At 52.6% G+C, this 19,159-nt stretch carries 21 protein-coding genes and 1 tRNA gene; 11 read left to right on the top strand and 11 right to left on the bottom strand.

What is annotated here, in order from left to right; translation table 11 throughout:
- The first annotated feature begins 2 nt into the window (after nt 1-2).
- Nucleotides 3-812 carry a hypothetical protein gene (locus COMA1_RS00820; protein ID WP_090742405.1) on the top strand — a complete coding sequence of 270 codons (810 nt, stop codon included), beginning with the start codon at nt 3-5 and terminating at the stop codon, nt 810-812.
- A gap of 4 nt (nt 813-816) precedes the next feature.
- Entirely contained in the window at nt 817-2,304 is a 1,488-nt protein-coding gene (locus tag COMA1_RS00815) for a proteasome accessory factor PafA2 family protein (protein ID WP_090742402.1), read from the top strand.
- A gap of 145 nt (nt 2,305-2,449) precedes the next feature.
- Here the strand turns inward: COMA1_RS00815 and COMA1_RS00810 are convergent, their stop codons facing one another.
- Complete coding sequence (locus COMA1_RS00810) at nt 2,450-3,463, bottom strand: YheT family hydrolase (RefSeq protein ID WP_176697756.1); 1,014 nt, start codon at nt 3,461-3,463, stop codon at nt 2,450-2,452.
- 88 nt (nt 3,464-3,551) lie between these two features.
- Here COMA1_RS00810 and COMA1_RS00805 point away from each other — a divergent pair, with 88 nt between their 5' ends.
- Nucleotides 3,552-4,214: a class II aldolase/adducin family protein gene (locus COMA1_RS00805; RefSeq protein ID WP_090742396.1), complete on the top strand. Its 663-nt coding sequence runs from the start codon at nt 3,552-3,554 to the stop codon at nt 4,212-4,214.
- A 98-nt stretch (nt 4,215-4,312) separates the two neighbouring features.
- On the opposite strand, the gene COMA1_RS00800 is transcribed toward COMA1_RS00805, so the two are convergent.
- The 10 genes from COMA1_RS00800 to COMA1_RS00755 form a co-directional block, all read right to left on the bottom strand.
- A tRNA-Asn gene (locus tag COMA1_RS00800) sits at nt 4,313-4,388 on the bottom strand.
- A gap of 63 nt (nt 4,389-4,451) precedes the next feature.
- Nucleotides 4,452-4,721, bottom strand: a complete 270-nt coding sequence (locus COMA1_RS00795) for a hypothetical protein (protein ID WP_090742393.1) — start codon at nt 4,719-4,721, stop codon at nt 4,452-4,454.
- A gap of 78 nt (nt 4,722-4,799) precedes the next feature.
- Entirely contained in the window at nt 4,800-5,078 is a 279-nt protein-coding gene (locus COMA1_RS00790) for a pyruvate ferredoxin oxidoreductase (protein WP_090742390.1), read from the bottom strand.
- 18 nt (nt 5,079-5,096) lie between these two features.
- Nucleotides 5,097-5,804, bottom strand: coding sequence for a 2-oxoacid:acceptor oxidoreductase family protein (locus COMA1_RS00785; RefSeq protein ID WP_090742387.1), 708 nt, complete (start codon nt 5,802-5,804; stop codon nt 5,097-5,099).
- An 18-nt stretch (nt 5,805-5,822) separates the two neighbouring features.
- Complete coding sequence (locus COMA1_RS00780) at nt 5,823-6,731, bottom strand: thiamine pyrophosphate-dependent enzyme (protein WP_090742384.1); 909 nt, start codon at nt 6,729-6,731, stop codon at nt 5,823-5,825.
- Between the two features lie 53 nt (nt 6,732-6,784).
- Nucleotides 6,785-7,996 (bottom strand): transketolase C-terminal domain-containing protein, encoded by a 1,212-nt coding sequence (locus tag COMA1_RS00775; RefSeq protein ID WP_090742381.1) that lies wholly within the window; start codon nt 7,994-7,996, stop codon nt 6,785-6,787.
- Between the two features lie 40 nt (nt 7,997-8,036).
- The gene (locus tag COMA1_RS00770; RefSeq protein WP_090742377.1) at nt 8,037-8,672 is read right to left on the bottom strand and encodes a carbon monoxide dehydrogenase beta subunit family protein; all 636 of its coding nucleotides are present in this window, start codon (nt 8,670-8,672) and stop codon (nt 8,037-8,039) included.
- A gap of 268 nt (nt 8,673-8,940) precedes the next feature.
- Nucleotides 8,941-10,152 carry a tetratricopeptide repeat protein gene (locus tag COMA1_RS00765; protein WP_176697755.1) on the bottom strand — a complete coding sequence of 404 codons (1,212 nt, stop codon included), beginning with the start codon at nt 10,150-10,152 and terminating at the stop codon, nt 8,941-8,943.
- A gap of 207 nt (nt 10,153-10,359) precedes the next feature.
- Entirely contained in the window at nt 10,360-10,641 is a 282-nt protein-coding gene (locus tag COMA1_RS00760; RefSeq protein ID WP_090742371.1) for a YciI family protein, read from the bottom strand.
- Between the two features lie 25 nt (nt 10,642-10,666).
- Nucleotides 10,667-11,116, bottom strand: coding sequence for a DUF2203 domain-containing protein (locus COMA1_RS00755; protein ID WP_245630780.1), 450 nt, complete (start codon nt 11,114-11,116; stop codon nt 10,667-10,669).
- A gap of 457 nt (nt 11,117-11,573) precedes the next feature.
- Here COMA1_RS00755 and rho point away from each other — a divergent pair, with 457 nt between their 5' ends.
- The 8 genes from rho (at nt 11,574) to hisB (ending at nt 19,055) form a co-directional block, all read left to right on the top strand.
- Nucleotides 11,574-12,821, top strand: coding sequence for a transcription termination factor Rho (gene rho / locus COMA1_RS00750; RefSeq protein WP_090742368.1), 1,248 nt, complete (start codon nt 11,574-11,576; stop codon nt 12,819-12,821).
- Nucleotides 12,822-12,918: 97 nt separating this feature from the next.
- The gene (rpmE, locus tag COMA1_RS00745; RefSeq protein ID WP_086424673.1) at nt 12,919-13,125 is read left to right on the top strand and encodes a 50S ribosomal protein L31; all 207 of its coding nucleotides are present in this window, start codon (nt 12,919-12,921) and stop codon (nt 13,123-13,125) included.
- Nucleotides 13,126-13,209: 84 nt separating this feature from the next.
- Nucleotides 13,210-14,289 (top strand): peptide chain release factor 1, encoded by a 1,080-nt coding sequence (gene prfA / locus COMA1_RS00740; protein WP_090742365.1) that lies wholly within the window; start codon nt 13,210-13,212, stop codon nt 14,287-14,289.
- A gap of 18 nt (nt 14,290-14,307) precedes the next feature.
- A complete protein-coding gene (prmC, locus tag COMA1_RS00735) occupies nt 14,308-15,201 on the top strand; it encodes a peptide chain release factor N(5)-glutamine methyltransferase (protein WP_090742362.1) in 894 nt (297 codons plus the stop codon).
- Nucleotides 15,194-16,462, top strand: a complete 1,269-nt coding sequence (gene murA / locus COMA1_RS00730; protein WP_090742359.1) for a UDP-N-acetylglucosamine 1-carboxyvinyltransferase — start codon at nt 15,194-15,196, stop codon at nt 16,460-16,462. The genes prmC and murA overlap by 8 nt, the downstream gene beginning before the upstream one ends.
- A gap of 9 nt (nt 16,463-16,471) precedes the next feature.
- Nucleotides 16,472-17,170 (top strand): ATP phosphoribosyltransferase, encoded by a 699-nt coding sequence (gene hisG / locus COMA1_RS00725; protein ID WP_090742357.1) that lies wholly within the window; start codon nt 16,472-16,474, stop codon nt 17,168-17,170.
- The gene (gene hisD / locus COMA1_RS00720; RefSeq protein WP_090742354.1) at nt 17,167-18,450 is read left to right on the top strand and encodes a histidinol dehydrogenase; all 1,284 of its coding nucleotides are present in this window, start codon (nt 17,167-17,169) and stop codon (nt 18,448-18,450) included. The genes hisG and hisD overlap by 4 nt, the downstream gene beginning before the upstream one ends.
- Entirely contained in the window at nt 18,447-19,055 is a 609-nt protein-coding gene (hisB, locus tag COMA1_RS00715) for an imidazoleglycerol-phosphate dehydratase HisB (protein WP_090742351.1), read from the top strand. The genes hisD and hisB overlap by 4 nt, the downstream gene beginning before the upstream one ends.
- Nucleotides 19,056-19,159 lie beyond the last annotated feature (104 nt).

Raw genomic sequence — 19,159 nt, 5'->3', positions numbered from 1 at the left:
TTATGTACGAAGAACCCTATCGGTGGGTCGAAGCAGTCGGGAATCGCCGTCAGTATCTTGATGAGCAGTTTGCGCAGGGGAGTCCGGTGGTCGGGGTGGTCTGCGATCAAGGGATTCTCCTGATGACGATGAGTAAGGGTACCCCCAAGCTCTATGAAATCTATGACCGTCTCGCTTTCGGGGGAATGGGACACCCGGCCGATCTCGAGAAGTTGCGGTTCACGCTGTTGGAGATGGCTCACGTTGAAGGGTTCAACCGTTCTGCGGCCGATGTCACGGGGAGTCGTCTCGTCAAGTACGGCATCGCACCGGTCGTCAAGCAGGCGTTTGAGGAAGTATTTAAAGCTCCGTCCATCGTGAAGATCATGTTGGCCGAGTTGGGTCAGAAGGCTGGGAAAGACAGCTTCCTCACGATCAACTACGACGGAGTGTTCGAAGAAAAGAATCAGTATGCCGTACTTGCGGCAACGTCGTCGGTTGAGCAGCGGATGATAGAGTATCTTCGACCGCAGTCTTGTGTGTCTTTGAAAGAGGCTGTGGATCTTGTGATTCGCACCTGGGCGGTCGGGGATCGAGCACAGCGGCAAGCACATGAGCTCAGGGAAAGTCATGAGGGTGCAAAGGAGAGTTCCGATCAGTTGGTAACGGACTCTCAGACCCTCTTGACCCATGTGCGTCAGCGTATGGAGGAAAAAATGATCGAATGTGCGCTACTCGATCGTCATGTGTCAGGAACCTCTAAATACCGGACGCTGGGGTCTGTCGAGTTGAAAGCATTGCTTCCCAGTGACCTGAGTTCGGCACTGACGTAAACGTATGTTGCATCGAATTTTTGGCTTGGAGACCGAGTACGGGCTCTTGATCCATGAGGACCGGCCTGACCATTCCCCAACCTGGTTTGCCCATCAAATTAGAAATCATCTGTTCCAGGTCCAGCGTCGAGGGGTGCTTGATCTCCACCATCGCGGCCATGATGAGCCGCCTGGAAATGGGGGATTTCTCACTAACGGTGGGCGAATCTACCTGGATATGGGGCATTTAGAGTACGCCTCGCCCGAGTGTCACTCTCTCACGGATGTTGTGGCGTCTGATCGTGCAGGAGATCGCTTACTGCAGCAAGCGGTCGAAGAGCTTGGGTTTTCCGAGCACGTATCGCTGATCAAGAACAACATCGATCATGAGACGGATGCGACCTTTGGCTCACATGAAAACTATCTTGTCTCTCGTCGGTTCCCGTTTTCGAGGCGCGGGTTGGCCCCGTTTGTGACTTTTCTGGTGACTAGACAGATCTTTACCGGAGCAGGACGTATCGGTGCCGCCGGTCCACAGGATGCCTGGATTCAAATGGATCGATTGATTGTTCCACGTGCGGCCGCTGGGGCCCGAGGTGACTCGAAACTGCCGTTTCAAATTTCTCAGCGAAGCGATTACATCGTCAATGATTTCTTCGAGTGGGTGCAGCACAATCGGGCGATTGTGAATACGAGGGATGAGCCATTGGCGGATCCCAATGAATACCGGCGAATCCATTTACTGCTTGGCGATTCCAATATGGCTGAATACGCGACAGCGTTGAAACTTGGTGTGACCGGATTAGTTTTGCAGCTGATTGAGGAAGGGCATGCTCCTCAGGATTTAGAGATTGACGAACCGGTAGAGGCACTACAAGAAATTTCCCAGGACCAAGAGCGGAGCTGGGTTATTCGGCTTCAGTCTCAACGAACCATGTCGGCTCTTGATATTCAGGAGCGGTTTCTAGATTGTGCCCTGCGGCATTGTAAGGGGCAGGATGAGGAAACTGATTGGGTCCTTGCTCAATGGGCGTCGGTCCTCAACGATCTGCGCGGGGATTATCAGAAGCTGGTTGGCCGTGTGGATTGGGCGTCAAAGCTCTGGCTGTTGGAGTGTTTTAGAGAAGCAGAAGGACTGGATTGGGGCGATTCTCTGCTCAAGAGCTTGGATTTAGAGTATCACAACTTGAATCCTTCAAAGGGGCTTTATGCTGGGCTTGTGGAAGAGGGACGGGTTTCTCGTATGACGACCGATGCACTGATTCAGATTGCGATGGAGGAGGCCCCCAAGAATACACGTGCCTATGGACGCAGTGCATTGGTCAGGCATCTCTTGGGTGGATGGTCGCCTTCCAATGCAGATCAAGGGGCGAAGCCTGACGGACTATTTCCTGCCTATGTGATTAATTGGTCAATTTTCCAAGTTCGAGGTCGTGCCCCCTTTCCCATGCCGGACCCGTTTCGGACATATCATGACGAGGTGCGGACGCACCTCGATCCCGCCATCGTCTGAATGTTCCTTGCACAACGCACGTCGCCAGCCGTGGCTTGGATTTTCTCAGATGAGCAGGGGCGGACGCGTAGTCACCTTGTCGCTCTGCTTGTAGAGGGTGAATCAGTACACGTTTGGGCCGACTGAAAGTGTGTGATCCATGCAATCAGGACCGGTTCGGTCGCATCCCACGCAAGAAGTCTAGGATTCGGTTCTCCGACCAGTAGGGGTCCTCATCACGTCGTCCACCTTGGTAGAATCCACAATGTCCTCCATAACGAGGTGCGACCACTTGGATGTTTGGGTGTTGCTGAATCGACGGTACGGTAAACATTGAGTAGGGAATAAAGGGGTCATCCTGGGCCGTGATGATCAGAGTCGGTACCGCGATCTGCTTGAGCACATGTCGTGATCCAGCCCGGTCGTAATAGTCAGCGCCGTCCCGGTAGCCACCGTCACGAGCGGTGTACACATCGTCGAATTCGCTGATGGTTCTGATCTTGTCGAGGAGCGAGAGATCCCATTTCTCTGGGAACAAGGAGGCCTTTCGTCGTAAGCGCTCCTTGAGTTTTGTGACGAAATGACGGTGATAAATCCAATTGCGCGGTTCCTCCAGGGCATGGGCGCAGACGGTAGGATTGATATTGGGGCATACCGCAGCCACTCCGGCCAGAGCCGGTTCACTCCCCCCTAACTCCCCCGCGGCTTTGAGCACAAGGTTTCCTCCCATGGAATAGCCGGCCAGCCAGATGCGATCAAGGCCATCATGATGAATGAGTTCTTTCACGATAGCCCGGTAATCACTACTGAGTCCGCTGTTGTACAGAGTTGGGGAAAGATGTTCTGTCCCACCACAGGTTCGTTGGTTTAGGCGGATGACGTTGAACCCTGAGCGGAAGGCTTTTGCGGTGATCCCTCGCATGTATCGCGATTCGCTGGAACCTTCCAAACCATGGACCAGTACGACGGTGGGGAAGGCCTTGCGATCGGTTTGCCAATGACAGAATCCTTGGAGTTGTGACTGTGGCTCGACGGTAAAGAGTCGCGATTCCTGAGGTAAACCCGTCAGCGATATCTCCCGCGGCACGTAGCGAGGGATGAGGGTCATGAGATGAGCATTCTTGAGCGGCAGTGGAGGCTGAAAGGACAATGCAAGATCCTGCACGGTGAGATTTGTCATCGTATCAAGTATGGTAGGCTTCATTCGTGAGGCGGATGAGATGTGGGGAGCCTTCACGTCACTTTATTAGCATGCCAGGACGTAGGACATGGATGGCTCAGGCAAACATTTTAACGGAGGGATTATGCTGACGGCTATAGGGGATGTTATGAGGCGTTGTTATGAGAGAGGGTGGATTACCACTAGAGACGGCAATATCAGCATGAAAAAGCGAGAAGGCCGGTACTTGTACATCACTCCATCCGGTTGGCGCAAGACGATCGTCCATCCTGAACATGTCGTTCGATTAGAGATTGTCACTGATCCTAAGACCGGTCTACGCATACCAAAAATCAACGATCAACAGAAGCCATCCGGTGAGCTCTGGATGCATTGGAACCTACAGCGGGATTCGAAGCGAACACGAACCGTAGTCCATGTGCATGCAACGCATGTAGTGGCGGCGATCTATGCCGGATTTGACTTGCAAGACATCAGTAAAGAGTTTCCAGAGATCTCACGCTATACGCGGGTAGGTCGTACCGTTCCTGCCTTGCCGGCCTTGTCGCGTGAGTTGGCCGATACAACGGGGGAGTGTATAGGGGTGCGGAAAGATGGGACGCTTGAGTTTGACATTGTAGGACAGGCCAATCATGGAGTCTGTGCCGTTGCCATGGATCCCTGGGGTGCGTATGAGCACATTGAACGTTTGGATCACATCTGCGAGATTGTCCTGAAGAGTGGCGTAACTGCGAGACGAATACCCGGTTAATGGGATTTCAATGAAGCGAAAGAAGAACAGAAAGATCTGACGTTATTCTGAAGACTGGGGGGCAACTTGCCTGACAGTTTATAGTAAAAAGGAGACGTTGGCTCCCCGGGCAGGACTCGAACCTGCGACCAGCCGGTTAACAGCCGGCTGCTCTACCAACTGAGCTACCGGGGAACAGAAGTGTCATTCAATGAGAGGCGTATTTTAGCAAAACTTTTTGTAGAATAGGGAGATTTTTTAAATGTCAAAGTCCTCGGTCTCGTCTTCATCCGAGGAGGCATCTGTGTTGCCCTCTGCCAATGCCGCATAGTGTTTCGCCCAGGTGAGGTAGAGATTTCCACTGTCTCGCATGGTATCAGCTGCCTTAACTAGCTTTTCGACAAGATCGGGGTCTTTACCTGTGGCATCAATTACTGCTGCGCGACGCTCAATGGCTCGAGGGTACTCATTAATCAATCCGGCAATCTCTCTCAGGAGTTCGTTGATTACGTTATCTTCATGTTCCATGTAGGTACCTTACTGGCCGCCAACAAAAAACCCCATAGCGTCCGCGCTATGGGGTTTTCGAATTCAACCCAATATCGTTCAGCCCTGGTAGGCTTGTCCCAACGCTGCAGATTCACCTTTTTGGACCATCAGTTGGCCTGTGGCACTGACGGCCTGCATAGTGATGGCGAAGTGTTTGGCTGCATCACATACGATGACGCAGAGTTCACAGCCTTTACAACGGTCTATGAGGACTTCCGCCACCATCTTCTCGGTGTTTAAGTCCAGACAGTTCGCTTCAGGACAGTACATGATACACAGCCGGCAACCCTTCTTCGCTGTGCATTTTTCATCGATGACTTGCGCGACGTTATACATGCAATGTGATTCCTTCTTTTACGCTGCAACGGCCGGATCGCCGACTCGCAGCTCGATCTTGTTCTTGTCAGCCCATTCACTGGCGATTTCATAGGCTGCTTTAACTGTAGCCAAGTTCTTGGCTAACAGCATTTCCTTCTTGGCAAACTTCTTCTTGATGGCTTCGTCTAAGGAGGCAGTTCCTCCGGAGGCCACAAATTTCTTTCCGAACCGCTCCTGAAGCGCACCGTCGAGGGACTCCATTGAGACACATTTCGTAATGCCTGAGACAGAACCGATCATCGCCATATTCGTCGACAGCTCGGTTCCAGCCACCTCAATCGCCAACTCGGTACCAGCGATATAAAACACGGCGACGTTCAAATCCTTCAGCCGATCCACATCCTCATTGGATAGTAACGGCTGTGCAGAATTGATAATGACGACCCCGCCTTCCTTTACACCTGAGTAAAACGGCATGGTGTAGCTTTTTCCCATGGTAATGACTTGAGGATGGAAAACCTGGATGACATCAGGAAATACTAATTCACCACGATCATAGATTCTCTCAATGCCAATACGGCAATAGCTCTCTGCCGGAGCCATGCGTTTCTCGGCGCCGAAAAACGGGTTGGAGATGGAGAACTTACCGTCTCGGTTGGCAGCCATGGCCAAGACATGTGCTGCGGTAACCGCACCCTGTCCGCCCAAGCCTGACATCCGGATATTCAATCGCCTTTTAATCATGTCTGCCTCCGGTCTAAACTATGCGGATGCCTGCCCTGCCAGCTGCTTGGCGGCGGCTTTCCGCTCTTTATCCTTTGCTGCCAATTCTGCAAGCAATTGTTTGGCTGGTTCGCTGATATATTCCTTGTAAGCGAACCGTTCAGTTGGCTTTTCCGAGTCGCGCATTTCCTGCAACCCCTCCATGCTGTTCTTGCCAATTTCAAGAATGCATGGCGTATAAAGCTGGAGATAGGTTGGGCCGATTTCTCGGGCCACATGCACTGCATTTCGAATGACTTTTTCGACGAGCGATGGCTTGCTGACCGTGCAATTGACGACATAATGGCAGCCGGACTCGCGGGCGATCTCGGGCAGCCGTACCTTATCAAATAACTTGCCAACTGGTGCCATCTTTGCGACGAATCCCTTTTGCATGAGTCCGCTTTCCTGACCACCAGTATTGGCGTAAAGTTCGTTGTCGAAGCAGATGGTGGTGAACTTTTCCTGCCGGAACCAGGCCTGCAATGTCATATCCAAACCGATGTCGACCGTAGCTCCGTCACCAGCAAGGACGACGACATCCTTCACTCTGCCAGGGAATCTGACGCTCAGCGCACGCTTCAGACCGGATGCGACTGCATTCTGATTGCCGAACAGGGAATGGATGTTATGAACGGCAACCATCGGGAAGACCAAACTGGTACAGCCGGTTGATCCGACCATGACCGTATCTTCCGGGTTCGGCAGTGAAGCTAAGATGTATCGGAAGGCCATTGATTCCGGACAGCCAGCACATAGCGAGTGCTGTTCAATCAGCTCTTTTGAGGTTCCAATATCTTTCCAGCCACGATCTTCTTTGCCGTAGGTCGCACTCTTCACAAGATCTTGATAGTCCGACGGCATAATATCGTACAGGGCCTCGGAAATTTGTATACGCTCTTTGCTCATATATCCTCCTCAGTATCGCTTATTAAGGCGCACAGGTTCGAATTCCGCGAGTCTCAGCTTCCACGACCAGCCATGGAGAATGTTTTCATCCCTAGGGCGGTCTTGATTTCCGATACGATAATTTCTGGCGGCATGGTCATTCCGCCACAGACGTGAGGGCCAGCATGGACACGCTGGGAGTTTGGAACCGTAGCGCGAATTTCTTTGGCCAGCCAGCCGGTCACATTGAATTCCGGTACAAAGATGTGTTTTGCATTCTTGGTGGCCTGTCGAATCTCTTCCTCAGGCCACGGGCGTAGGGCCTTCACCTTTACCAGGCCGCATCGCACGCCTTCGTCTTCCAGCATGCGGATTGCTTCACGGCCTTGCGAAACAGCGGTGCCTGAAGCCACGATTACGATGTCCGCGTCCGTATTCTCTGTATCGACCAGGCCATTCAACCAATGGATCGTGTGTTTACGTGAGCGTTCAACTGCGGCCCAGATCTCTTGCTGCCAGCTAGCATGTGTTGCGTAGCTGATGTAGTTGCTCTTCATTACGAACGGATCGCGCATCATGCGCACGGGAGGACATTCCATATCCATACATGGTACAGGTGATCGATAAGGGTCATATGGTGGAAGGCACATGTCGGGAGGTGTGAGGTTCACCACATCCTTTGTATGCGTCACAAAAAATCCGTCACAACATAGCGCGAGTGGGAGGTGGACATCGGGCTCTTCAGACACGATGTATCCCTTCAGGATCCAATCAAAAAAGTCTTGAGCCGTCTCCGCATGCCATACCAACATGCCAGTATTCAGCAGATACGCAATTTCGAGCGTATCCGGTTGAATTGACAGGGGTGAGTTGATCCCCCGACACGTCACAATCATTTGAATAGGCAACCTGGCGCCGGACCACATCGGAAAATTTTCCATGGCGCGCATGGTGCCAGGGCCTGCTGTCGTTGTAAACACGCGGGCTCCACCGAATGCAGCTCCTGCACATTGCGACATCACGGCAAACTCGCTCTCTCCGCGGAAGTAGTCTCCGATATAGCCTTCGGCGAATAATTCACCGATTAATGCGGCGGCTTCACTCTGTGGGGTGATTGGGTAGGCGATCATGACATCGCAGCTTGCCCGACGGATGGCTTCTTTGATGACTTCGCTGCCTGTATAGAAGGAAGGCGTCCGCGGCGCCTCGTTCATCATTTTCCAGGTATCGGTATAGGTCTGGCCTTTTTTATTCTTGGTGCCAATTATTGAGTGTGTATCTGCCATAAGTTCAGCCTCCTTGTCATACGCTCACGGGGGCAAGTAGTTAACTTGAAGCCCCATTCTTGGCTGATGTCAGCCGTGGTTGGACCGTCCCTTTCAATCGTTTTACAGTATCGGCCAATCTCATAATCTTCTCGACCGAGGCATCACGGAATGAAAGCATTGCGTCTTCATGACCTGCCTGGGCACACATGGCAACGGTATAGCAAGAGGTACCACCACGAATGATCTTCAGTGATAGATTGGCCTGGTGGCAATGGACGCCAATGAACATGCAACAATCAATTTTATTATGCCAGATTGTTAAATTCGGGTGATTCGGGTTGATCTCAACCTCTGGATTGATTTTGGGATATTTGGGACGATAGTCGGGCATAGGAATCAGCATCGGTTTTTGCTCAGGCTGCACGCATTCCTTCAGAGTATTGAAGAGATGACGAACAGCTGTGGCTTTCTTCGCAGCCTTCTCATTCCATGCCCAGAGAACGAGTGGCCCTGGGAAGATAGTTGGAACCTTCGCCATCAAAAATTGGCGAGCAGCCTCTTCATAGGCCTTATCTTCTGAAGTGATGACACCATTGATATGAGCTTCTCCTGGATTGGGCAAGCGAATTCCCATACTTGCTGCAGCCGGGGGAAGAAAGTGTTCGGGGCCTGGGAGCACACGATAGTCACTCATCGCAACCTACACTCCGAATAAAAATAAAGGTTTATGGAAGAAATATCACTTTTTACGCACGTGGTTCGCTTGAGTACTTTAAGCTCTTTCCTCACCCTCTGCAAGACCGCAGAAGCCCCACACGAAGGAACTTTCGGGGCACTAGTTGGTTATATAACTTAGGCCCTTTGCCCATTAAGTCATAACTTTGGAAGGCACATACATTAGCGAGGGCGATTCATTATAGGTGTCGATTGTTTAGATTGTCAACGCAGGTTCAGCGAGAGTGCTAAGGTGCTGCACTCCTAGAGAGTGAAGAATGATTCGCTTCAGAAATGTTGTCTATAGGAAGTTGATTGCAGGCCATGATTGATCCAAGTTTGCAGGCCTGTGAGAGGTCATTTTTAGCAGAATGTCCCAGCATCGCATCTTGGTAGAGTTGCGCCCTTGCCTCCAAGGCCTGTTTATCAGATGGGTCAACCCTGAGGATGGTACTGAGGTCCTCGATTGCAAGGATTGGTTGCTTCAACTGTTGATAGATTGTGCTTCTGAGAAGATATGATTCCTTTTGGTAGGGAATCCAGCTCTCGTGTAGGTGGGGTAGGAGGCATTTTTGTAAGACAGAAAGGGCGAGGGACCATTGTCTAAGAGCTACTAGTTTTTTGGCCTCAGCAGTATACAGGGTGATCAGCCGGAGCCGTGCAAGATCAAAGAAAGGGGCCAATTCCAGTGCTTGCTCAAATACCGGTATGGCTTCCTGGGGTCGATTCAGCCAGGTATAGACATCACCTTCTCCAAGAAGGGCCCAGATGTTGTGGGGGTCGATACGGAGTGCACGGTCAAAATCCATTCGGGCACTGTCGACATACTCTGAATATTCGCTTAGCCTTCTCTTGTTCGAATGGGCAACAGATGCGAGGCTCAGGTAGGTCTGACCGCGCAGGATAAGCGGATCGACAAATTTAGGGTCTAGCGCAGCTGCTCGCGAGGTCAACTCGAGTTTCAGAGGGAGGTCTTGAATCGTCATCGCTTTCTTGAGAAAGGTTCGAGCTTGCGCTTGAGGTCTAGTGTTATGGCTGACCGGTTGGACCGTGAGGGTTCGCACCCCCGATGGTAAGGCTCTGAGAGTTTCAATCTGGGTCTTGAGAGAGGCGTTCTCTTTTTGAAGGCGACGATAATGTTCCGTAAGTCGCTGTTCCAAATGCCATTTTTGAACCGCTGCCTGTAGGCTGTCCAGATCGATGATTGCGCGGATCCTGACGTACAAATTAGGGCGATCATTTACGAAGGTGCGACGAGACTCAAGAATTTCAGTTTTTGTGATCGCCCCGGCGATGGTTCGAATCTCCAACGAGCTTATCTGGACGCTCCCGCCGGCTTCGGTTTTTTCTCTATCTAGGAAAGTAGATTCGATATACAGCCCAGCTTCCTCCACTGCCTTACGTTGGGCCCGTTGGAGTACCCGCTCCTCTGCTGCAGCAAGGGTGTCGCTATCTCCCATCACATAATGTGCTTCGGCTACGACAGCGGTTTCCAAGGCGGATGCGGGATGGGGCCACGCTAGTAGGAGGATGGTGATGAGGGAAGCTAGGTTCCATAACCGAAGGAAATTCATGCGCAAACTATATAGCTTGACCGTGCAACCAGACAATGCACCCAAAAGGGGAAGGCAGGGGGGCAATTGGGGGAAGTATCCTGCTAAGGAGAATTATTCCTGCGGAGTTGGGAAAATCTGCGTAAATGGATGAATTTCAACGCGTTCGAACACGCCGTGAATGGTATAGGGATCCTGTCGCGCGAATTCCTCAGCATCCTCCCTCGAGTCAAATTCTAAGACGAGTAAGCTTCCCGTCTTATCGGCCAGAGGCCCAGCGAGGATCACACGCCCTTGTTTATCAAGCTGTTCGAGATTGAGGAGATGGACGGCACGATGCACTTTCCGTTTTGCTTCTCCGTCCGGCCCATCATACCCAATGATGACGAATTTCATAATGATCAGGAGGACATAAAGGATTTTAGATTTCGGACGGATCTTCTTCGATGGGACGACGATCTTTATAGCCGTTGGTAACCTCGTGCCACCAGCGGACTTCTTTTTCACCAAGTTTCCAGCACAGATAGACGACTCGGCCCTCCCGAATATGTGGGAAGTCGCAGAGCCCTAGGTCAATGTCCTTTACAACGACGCCTAGCTCATGGATGGCTTGGAGATGGGTGCTGATGTCCAGGAGGCTTTTTACATACGGTCTCCCTACCGCTGTGCCGCCTCCAAAGACCGCGTTGGCAGAAGCCCTGCTCACTTCCTCTCTGGTTCTTACGAGCACCTCTTTCCCTTCTTGAACAGTCGAGAGGTGCTTCTGTAGTTGAGGGATCAGGTGGTTCGCCTCTGAGAGGGAGAAGACCCGCTCCGGAGTTATCTCGTTTTCTCCATGTGCCATAAGGTAGTCGTAATTTCTGTGTAGCATACTTCTGATCTTATGAACAACCTAGGGCGAACGGCCTTTTGAAAAATGTTGACGTGCGCATCCGGCAAAAAAATCTAGACGCCAGTTGACAAGTAGAGGGTGCATAGGTATGATCTGACTAGCATTTTGGTTGAGCTGATTCTCTCCATCGAATAATTCAATTCTGGAACCTGTCTCGATTTAAATCCTAAGCGGTGTTCGGTGTGGTGGAGTTCAGCTGTACAATGAATAACAACGTCTGATTTGTATTGCATGAGAGCAACGGTATTCTTCCATCACGAGTAGCGAGCCGACTTCCCCAAGTTTTCCACCCAAGACAGACTCAAGACCCAGGCAGATTACACAAAGACAAAAACACGTTTGCATGGCCCAAATCAGGTTGCGCGAATTTTTCCATTAAACGATAACCGAGCTAAGGCTCGAGAGGAGTCGTATGTCAGTAGCTAGGGGGGAAGTAATGCATCTTGCCGAACTGAAGCAGAAGTCCATCGCCGATCTGAATGATGTGGCGAGAGAACTGAAGATTGAAGGAGCTGCCAACTTAAGAAAGCAGGAGCTCATTTTTGCGATCCTGCAGGCCCAAACGGAAAAGAATGGGGTGGTCTTTGGAGAGGGTGTATTAGAAACATTGCCTGACGGGTTCGGCTTTCTCCGGGCACCCGATTCGAATTATCTCCCTGGGCCTGACGATATTTATATCTCTCCGTCCCAGATTCGGCGGTTTAATCTTCGTACCGGTGACATCGTCTCGGGTCAAATCCGTCCCCCTAAAGAGAGTGAACGATATTTTGCGTTGCTCAAGGTGGAAAAGGTTAACTACGAAGATCCTGAGGTTGCACGGGATAAGATCCTGTTTGACAACCTAACTCCATTGTATCCAGAGGAACGGCTCAATCTTGAATTTGACCGAGAGGAATACTGCACTCGCGTCATGGATCTGACGACTCCGATCGGTAAGGGGCAACGTGGATTGATCGTAGCCGCGCCTCGTACCGGGAAGACGATGTTGCTGCAGGCCATTGCTCGCGCGATCCTCAAAAACCACAAGGAAGTGACGCTGATCGTGCTCTTGATTGATGAACGACCGGAAGAGGTGACTGATTGGCAGCGCCAGGTCAAGGCTGAGGTTATCAGCTCCACGTTCGATGAACCCGCTCAGCGGCATGCGCAGGTAGCCGAAATGGTGCTAGAGAAAGCCAAGCGTTTGGTCGAACACAAGAAAGACGTCGTTATCTTGTTGGATAGTATCACGAGGCTTGCTCGGGCCTACAATACCATTGCGCCTCCGAGCGGTAAGGTGCTCTCAGGTGGGTTGGATTCCAATGCGTTGCAGCGGCCGAAACGTTTCTTTGGCGCAGCTCGAAATATTGAGAATGGTGGCAGTTTGACGATTATGGCGACGGCGTTGGTTGATACGGGTAGCCGTATGGATGACGTCATTTTTGAGGAATTCAAAGGGACCGGCAACATGGAAGTGCATTTGGATCGTCGTCTGGCCGACAAACGACTCTTCCCGGCGATTGATATCAGTCAGTCTGGGACAAGAAAAGAAGAGTTGTTGGTGGACAAGGATCGACTTAACAAGATGTGGATTCTGCGCAAGGTCCTTAGTCCATTGGGGACGATGGAAGCGATGGAGTTTCTCATGGATAAGATCGGCGGAACCAAAAATAACCAGGAGTTTCTGCAGTCCATGAATCGTTAAGGATGCGCTTGTATCTGGTCCGGTCTTCAGATAAAGTGTGACGCCTTGGCATATAGTTTAAATGGTTAGTCATTCTTTCGGTAAGGAGTCGCAGGTCATGCAGAAGGGTATTCATCCAGTCTATCGAGAGGCGACAATTCACTGCGCGTGTGGGAATTCGTTTAAGACCCGTACGACTATCGGTGATATCAGCGTCGATATTTGCTCCAATTGCCATCCGTTCTTCACCGGAACGCAGAAAATCGTCGATACGGAAGGGCGAGTTGAGCGGTTTAAGAAGAAGTACGCGAAGAAGGGCAAGTAGCGCGCCACGTGGTTATAAAAAGGACCCTGCTTCGTGTCTGAAGCAGGGTCCTTTTTTTGTGGTCAATGGGGAATAGGCTGGACAATGGAAGTCGTACTACTCAAGAAGTGGGAGAGTCTCGCGTCACGATTTCACGAGTTGACTGATCAGCTCATGGATCCGTCCGTCGTCAGCCAGCCGATGCTCTTGCGTAAGTTGAGCAAGGAGCGGACGGAGCTCGAACCGGTCGTGACCCTCTTTGAGATCTATCATGAAAATGCCAGACAGCTCGACGATGCTGTGCAGATCCTCAGTGACCCATCGGCAGGGAATGAGTTGCAAAAAATGGCGTTTGAGGAGCGGGTTGAGCTCGAACGGAGGCAGGGCGAAATTGAGGGACAGGTCAGGGAATTCTTGATTCCGAAAGACCCACGAGATGAAAAGAGTCTGGTACTGGAAATTCGGGCTGGGACGGGCGGGGATGAGGCGGCGCTCTTTGCCGGCGAGCTATTTCGTCTGTACGGCAAATTTGCGGAAAAGAAAGGGCTGAAGGTCGATACTGTCGAGGCGTCAGAGACAGGCATCGGTGGGTATAAAAATATCGTCGCATTAATTGAGGGGAAAGGGGCGTACGGCCAGTTCAAGTATGAGGCCGGTGTTCATCGAGTGCAACGGGTACCTGTGACTGAAGCAAGTGGTCGTATTCACACGTCCACGGTCACAGTTGCCGTCATGCCAGAGGTTGACGAAGTCGATGTGCAGATCGATCCGAAAGACTTGCGCATCGACACATTTTGCTCATCCGGGGCTGGTGGACAGAGTGTGAATACCACATACTCTGCTGTTCGTATTACCCATCTACCGACAGGGGTGGTGGTCTCCTGTCAAGATGAACGATCGCAGCTCAAAAATCGGACGAAGGCCATGCGGACCTTGCGTGCGAGAATTGTCGAAGCTGAGCGGGAGAGGCAAGAGGCCGAGATCGCACAGAACAGGAAGTCACAGGTGGGAAGTGGCGAACGGAGTGAGAAAATCCGAACCTATAATTTCCCACAGAATCGTGTGACGGATCATCGCGTTGGCTTGACGCTTCACAAGCTGGAATTGGTGATGGAAGGTGATCTCGAGGATATTGTTCAGGCTTTGAAAGCGCAACAACAGCAAGTCGAAACTGCAAAGGTCTAAGGAGCGACAACCCCTGTCATGTCAGACTCACAGGCTGTCGGGAAGTTACTCGTCAACGCACAGCAGATATTGGAAGGTGCAGGGATTGCGAACGCCGCGCAGGAAGCGCGGTGGCTGCTGGCCTATGCCTTAGAGATGAAGTACCATGAGTTAGCCAGTCGGACAGAACGGTCGGTAACGACGGAGCAACTCGCACGTGTGATGTCGGTGGTGCGTAGGCGGGAGTCGCGAGAGCCGCTCCAGTATATCTTGGGGTCGCAAGAGTTTTGTGGACTCGACTTCTCTGTGACTCCGGCTGTGTTGATCCCTCGTCCAGAAACAGAGCTTCTTATTCAAGAAACGGTGAGGGAGGGCAGATTCGCGGAGGGTGCCGTGCTGGTGGATGTCGGAACAGGTTCCGGTTGTGTGGCTGTGACGCTGGCGACCATCCTCGACGGCATGCGAATTTTTGCGCTGGATTGCTCGCACGATGCAGTAAAGCTTGCAAAGGGAAACGCGGACCGACATGGAGTTGGCGACAAGATTATCTGGCTGGAGGGGGATCTTCTCTCTCCATTGAAGGGATGCGTTGGTGTAGGACCTGTGGATGCCATCCTCTCCAATCCTCCGTATATTGCTGAAGCGGACTGGGCAGGTTTGCAGCCGGAGGTGCGGGACTATGAGCCGCGAGGCGCTTTGCTGGCAGGGCCGCAAGGGATCGAGTTCCATGAACGGCTGATCCATGACTCTAAAGAATTCCTCGCTCCCGGTGGGTTGCTGGTGATGGAACTTGGTCAGAACCAAGCACCACTTGTGCGACGCGCGGTAGAAGAAGCGAAGGGGTACACCGGGCTTCAAACCGTCGAGGACGAAGCGGGGATTGAACGCGTGTTCATTGCGCGGCGTGCGTGTGAGGGGCCAAGTCATGGATGAGATTCTTATTAACGGGGGCAACCGGCTTTCCGGTGAAGTCCGAATCAGCGGGGCGAAGAATTCCGCACTCCCCATCTTGGCCTCGACCATTCTCAGCGGTGGAGAATGTGTCATCACCAACCTCCCTAGGGTCGTTGATGTGCTGACGATGGGAAAGCTCCTGGGGATCCTTGGGGCAACGGTCTCACACGAGGGTAACCGAGCAGTAATTCAATCGGACCTGATCGCATCAACGGAAGCACCGTACGATCTCGTCAAGACCATGCGAGCCTCGGTTCTGGTCTTAGGGCCGTTGGTGGCACGATGTGGTGAGGCAAAGGTTTCTCTGCCCGGCGGCTGCGCGATCGGCTCCCGGCCAGTGAATCTGCACTTGACCGGATTGGCAAAGTTAGGGGCTGAGATTTCCATCGAACATGGCTATATCACGGCCAAAGCCAAGCGCCTGAGAGGCGCACGCATTTACTGCGATACCCCGACGGTAACCGGAACCGAAAACCTCATGATGGCGGCGTCACTGGCTGATGGGGTGACCATGCTCGAGAATGCGGCGAAGGAACCGGAAATTGTGGATCTGGCTCAATTCCTCGTCAAACGCGGCGCGCGGATTCATGGGGCGGGCACCGATGTGATCACCATCGAAGGAGTACCACAACTTCATGGTGGCGATCATGATGTCATCCCCGATCGTATCGAAGCAGGGACATACTTGGCGGCGGGGGCCATGACGCGCGGGGAGGTCACGGTGACGCACTGCTACCCCAGTCATCTTGAGGCGGTTCTGATGAAGTTGCGGGAAGCGGGAGCTGATGTGGAGGAGAAGCAGGATAGGGTGCACCTGGCTATGCCGGGCCTCCTAAGAGGGACTGATATAAAGACCTTGCCGTTCCCAGGGTTTCCGACCGATATGCAGGCGCAGATGGTGGCGCTGATGAGTCTTGCGGAAGGGACAAGTGTCATCACGGAGACCGTGTTTGAAAGTCGATTTATGCATGTGGAAGAGCTGCGTCGGATGGGTGCTGATATTCGGGTGGAGGGAAACCGACTCGTGGTGACCGGCCGCAAGACCCTGACCGGGGCACCGGTGATGGCATCCGATCTACGCGCCAGCGCCGGGCTCATTGTGGCGGGGTTAGCCGCTGAGGGGGTGACGCAGATTCAACGTGTCTATCATCTCGATCGTGGATATGAACGGCTTGAAGAGAAGCTGCGGGCCCTAGGCGCGGACATCCAGCGCCGACCGATGACGACAAAGATGCAGTAGAGGTGGTCGATGTTGACGATTGCGCTGTCAAAAGGAAAGCTTATCGAGTCTGCGCTGGATCTCTTTCGACGAGCTGGCTATGCAATTGCTGGGCTTTCTGCGGAGAGCCGGCGGCTGATCTTCGTCAGTCCGGAGCATGATATGACCTTTCTCATTGTTCGTCCAAGCGACGTGCCGACTTATGTGGAGTACGGTGGGGCGGACGCCGGCATTGTCGGGAAAGACGTATTGATGGAACAGGAAAGTGACGTATACGAACCATTGGATTTAGGGTTCGGAGCGTGTAGAATCGCCGTCGCGGCTCTCCAGGGTGAAGAGGCGGGTGTTCGATTGTCACCGAAGGTTCGGATTGCGACGAAATACCCACGGATCAGCGAGCGCTATTTTAATGCGCGCGGGATTCCGGTTGAGATCATCAAACTCTATGGTTCAATTGAGCTTGCGCCGGTCGTCGGCTTGGCCGATCGGATTGTTGATTTGGTCGAAACCGGCAGCACTCTGAAGGCCCATGATTTGATGGAAGTGGAAGTGATTGCCCGATCGACCGCTCGGTTTATCGTCAATCGGGCGAGTCTGCGTCTGAAGCAGGAGCCGCTGATGACCTTGATTCGGAACCTCCGTGCCGTGGTCCCGAGTCAACGGATGCTATCCGATAGCGGTCGTCCAATGACTCTCCAGACAGGCAAGAAAAAGATGGTTCGTTCATGAAAATTATTACTCACGCTGATCGAAACTTTCTCCCAATCTTAAAAAAAGCTTCTCTGCGAGGGCGGACCACCGGTGCGGCCGTTGAAAAGGCCGTCCGCACGATCTTGCAAACCGTTGAGCGAGGTGGAGATAAGGCGGTCTTTCGCTACACGGCACAATTTGACAAGGTGACACTCAAACCCGACACAGTACGGGTGACGCCGGAGGAGATCAAGAACGCCTATTTCCATATCAGAAAAGATGAAGGTGATGCGCTGCGGTTGGCCGCTGAGCGGGTGACCGCGTTCCATGAGCGACAACGGTCGAAGACTTGGATGTATCAGGACGGGGATGCGACGTTAGGGCAAATCATTGGACCGGTCGATGCGGTCGGGGTCTATGTACCCGGTGGGAAAGCGGTCTACCCGTCTTCGGTCCTGATGTGTGCCATTCCCGCCAAAGTGGCCGGCGTCCCCCGTATTGTGATGGTTACGCCGCCGCAGAAGGAGGGGATCAATCCCTACCTGTTGGTTGCGGCTGACATCGCCGGGGTGACGGAGATCTATCGTGTGGGCGGCGTTCAGGCTGTCGCCGCACTTGCGTATGGAACAAAAACCATCGAGAAGGTCGATAAGATCGTTGGGCCGGGTAATATTTATGTGGCGACGGCCAAGCGGTTGCTCTATGGCACCGTAGGAATCGACATGGTGGCCGGTCCCAGCGAGTTGCTTGTTGTGGCTGATGATGATGCGAAGCCGGCGCATGTCGCGGCCGATTTGCTCTGTGAAGCAGAGCATGACGAAGACGCGCAGGTTTTTCTGGTGACCACATCGGAGCGCTTGGCGAAAGACGTCTCGAAATTGATCGCGGCTCAATTGAAAGGGCTTCAGAGGGAGAAGATTGCCTCAAAGGCAATTGCACAGCACGCGGTCGCTTTCGTTGTCCCTACGATGGGTGAGGCGATTGCGGTGGCCAATGCAATTGCGGCAGAACACCTTACGCTGTCGGTAGACAATCCGTTCGATTATCTGGAGCAGATTCGTCATGCCGGCGCCTTGTTTTTGGGGCGGTATACGCCGCCGTCGGTCGCCGACTATATTGCTGGGCCGAACCATGTGTTGCCGACCGGTGGAACAGCCCGGTTTTTTTCCCCACTGTCCGTCAACGATTATGTGAAGATCAGCAACATCGTGCATTACACGAAGCAGGCATTGTCCAAAGTCAAGGATCCTTTGATTCGACTCGCTCAGATCGAAGGGTTTGATGCCCACGCAAAGTCCGCTCAGAGCAGGTTTTTATGAAAAAGAACGGATCAGCGCCTCGACAGGCGAGTGTTCATCGAGCTACCAAGGAAACGGACATCCGTGTCGAGTGGACCGTGGACGGCTGCGGTCAGGGGAAGATTGATACGGGCATTCGCTTCTTTGACCACATGTTAGAGCTCCTCGCCAAGCACGGGTTCTTCGATCTCATGGTGCAGGCGAAAGGCGATCTGGATATCGATGAACACCATACGGTGGAAGATGTTGGGATCGTCATGGGAAAAGCGTTGCACCAGGCTTTGGGTGAAAAGGCGGGGATCAAACGATTTGGGTTCGCCTCGGCGCCGCTTGACGAAACCTTGGCTCAAGTCACTATTGATCTCAGCGGCCGACCATTCCTTGTCTACAATGTTGCGTTACCAGACCGGAAGATCAAAGCATTCGATCTCGGCCTCTTCGAAGACTTTTTTCAGGCCTTTGTCACTCATGGTGGCCTTAATCTGCACGTCAATCTGCTCTATGGCCGCAACCCGCACCACATCATGGAAGCCATCTTCAAAGCGCTCGCCAAGGCCCTCGATCAGGCAACAATGCCGGAAGAGCGATTGGCTGGAAACGTCCTCTCGACAAAGGGCACGTTGTAACCGTGGCCAGTGTCTTATCTCGCTGAGTTGGTGGAGGGAATAGGCGGGAGGTCAGCGTAACAGCTCTTCAATGATCAGTTTTTTCTTCCAAACCGCATAGATCC

Source organism: Candidatus Nitrospira nitrosa, from assembly GCF_001458735.1.
Taxonomy (GTDB): Bacteria; Nitrospirota; Nitrospiria; order Nitrospirales; family Nitrospiraceae; genus Nitrospira_D; species Nitrospira_D nitrosa.
This window is presented reverse-complemented; position numbering and strand designations above follow the sequence as displayed.

Excerpts from the sequence above, each read along its gene's own strand:
- COMA1_RS00790 (WP_090742390.1), bottom strand. The coding sequence starts at position 5,078 with ATGTATAACGTCGCGCAAGTCATCGATGAAAAATGCACAGCGAAGAAG.
- COMA1_RS00820 (WP_090742405.1), top strand. The coding sequence starts at position 3 with ATGTACGAAGAACCCTATCGGTGGGTCGAAGCAGTCGGGAATCGCCGT.
- COMA1_RS00810 (WP_176697756.1), bottom strand. The coding sequence starts at position 3,463 with ATGACAAATCTCACCGTGCAGGATCTTGCATTGTCCTTTCAGCCTCCA.
- COMA1_RS00815 (WP_090742402.1), top strand. The coding sequence starts at position 817 with ATGTTGCATCGAATTTTTGGCTTGGAGACCGAGTACGGGCTCTTGATC.
- COMA1_RS00805 (WP_090742396.1), top strand. The coding sequence starts at position 3,552 with ATGGATGGCTCAGGCAAACATTTTAACGGAGGGATTATGCTGACGGCT.
- rho (WP_090742368.1), top strand. The coding sequence starts at position 11,574 with ATGCATCTTGCCGAACTGAAGCAGAAGTCCATCGCCGATCTGAATGAT.
- hisG (WP_090742357.1), top strand. The coding sequence starts at position 16,472 with ATGTTGACGATTGCGCTGTCAAAAGGAAAGCTTATCGAGTCTGCGCTG.
- rpmE (WP_086424673.1), top strand. The coding sequence starts at position 12,919 with ATGCAGAAGGGTATTCATCCAGTCTATCGAGAGGCGACAATTCACTGC.
- prfA (WP_090742365.1), top strand. The coding sequence starts at position 13,210 with ATGGAAGTCGTACTACTCAAGAAGTGGGAGAGTCTCGCGTCACGATTT.
- murA (WP_090742359.1), top strand. The coding sequence starts at position 15,194 with ATGGATGAGATTCTTATTAACGGGGGCAACCGGCTTTCCGGTGAAGTC.
- hisB (WP_090742351.1), top strand. The coding sequence starts at position 18,447 with ATGAAAAAGAACGGATCAGCGCCTCGACAGGCGAGTGTTCATCGAGCT.
- COMA1_RS00795 (WP_090742393.1), bottom strand. The coding sequence starts at position 4,721 with ATGGAACATGAAGATAACGTAATCAACGAACTCCTGAGAGAGATTGCC.
- prmC (WP_090742362.1), top strand. The coding sequence starts at position 14,308 with ATGTCAGACTCACAGGCTGTCGGGAAGTTACTCGTCAACGCACAGCAG.
- hisD (WP_090742354.1), top strand. The coding sequence starts at position 17,167 with ATGAAAATTATTACTCACGCTGATCGAAACTTTCTCCCAATCTTAAAA.
- COMA1_RS00765 (WP_176697755.1), bottom strand. The coding sequence starts at position 10,152 with ATGGGAGATAGCGACACCCTTGCTGCAGCAGAGGAGCGGGTACTCCAA.
- COMA1_RS00775 (WP_090742381.1), bottom strand. The coding sequence starts at position 7,996 with ATGGCAGATACACACTCAATAATTGGCACCAAGAATAAAAAAGGCCAG.
- COMA1_RS00770 (WP_090742377.1), bottom strand. The coding sequence starts at position 8,672 with ATGAGTGACTATCGTGTGCTCCCAGGCCCCGAACACTTTCTTCCCCCG.
- COMA1_RS00760 (WP_090742371.1), bottom strand. The coding sequence starts at position 10,641 with ATGAAATTCGTCATCATTGGGTATGATGGGCCGGACGGAGAAGCAAAA.
- COMA1_RS00780 (WP_090742384.1), bottom strand. The coding sequence starts at position 6,731 with ATGAGCAAAGAGCGTATACAAATTTCCGAGGCCCTGTACGATATTATG.
- COMA1_RS00785 (WP_090742387.1), bottom strand. The coding sequence starts at position 5,804 with ATGATTAAAAGGCGATTGAATATCCGGATGTCAGGCTTGGGCGGACAG.
- COMA1_RS00755 (WP_245630780.1), bottom strand. The coding sequence starts at position 11,116 with ATGCTACACAGAAATTACGACTACCTTATGGCACATGGAGAAAACGAG.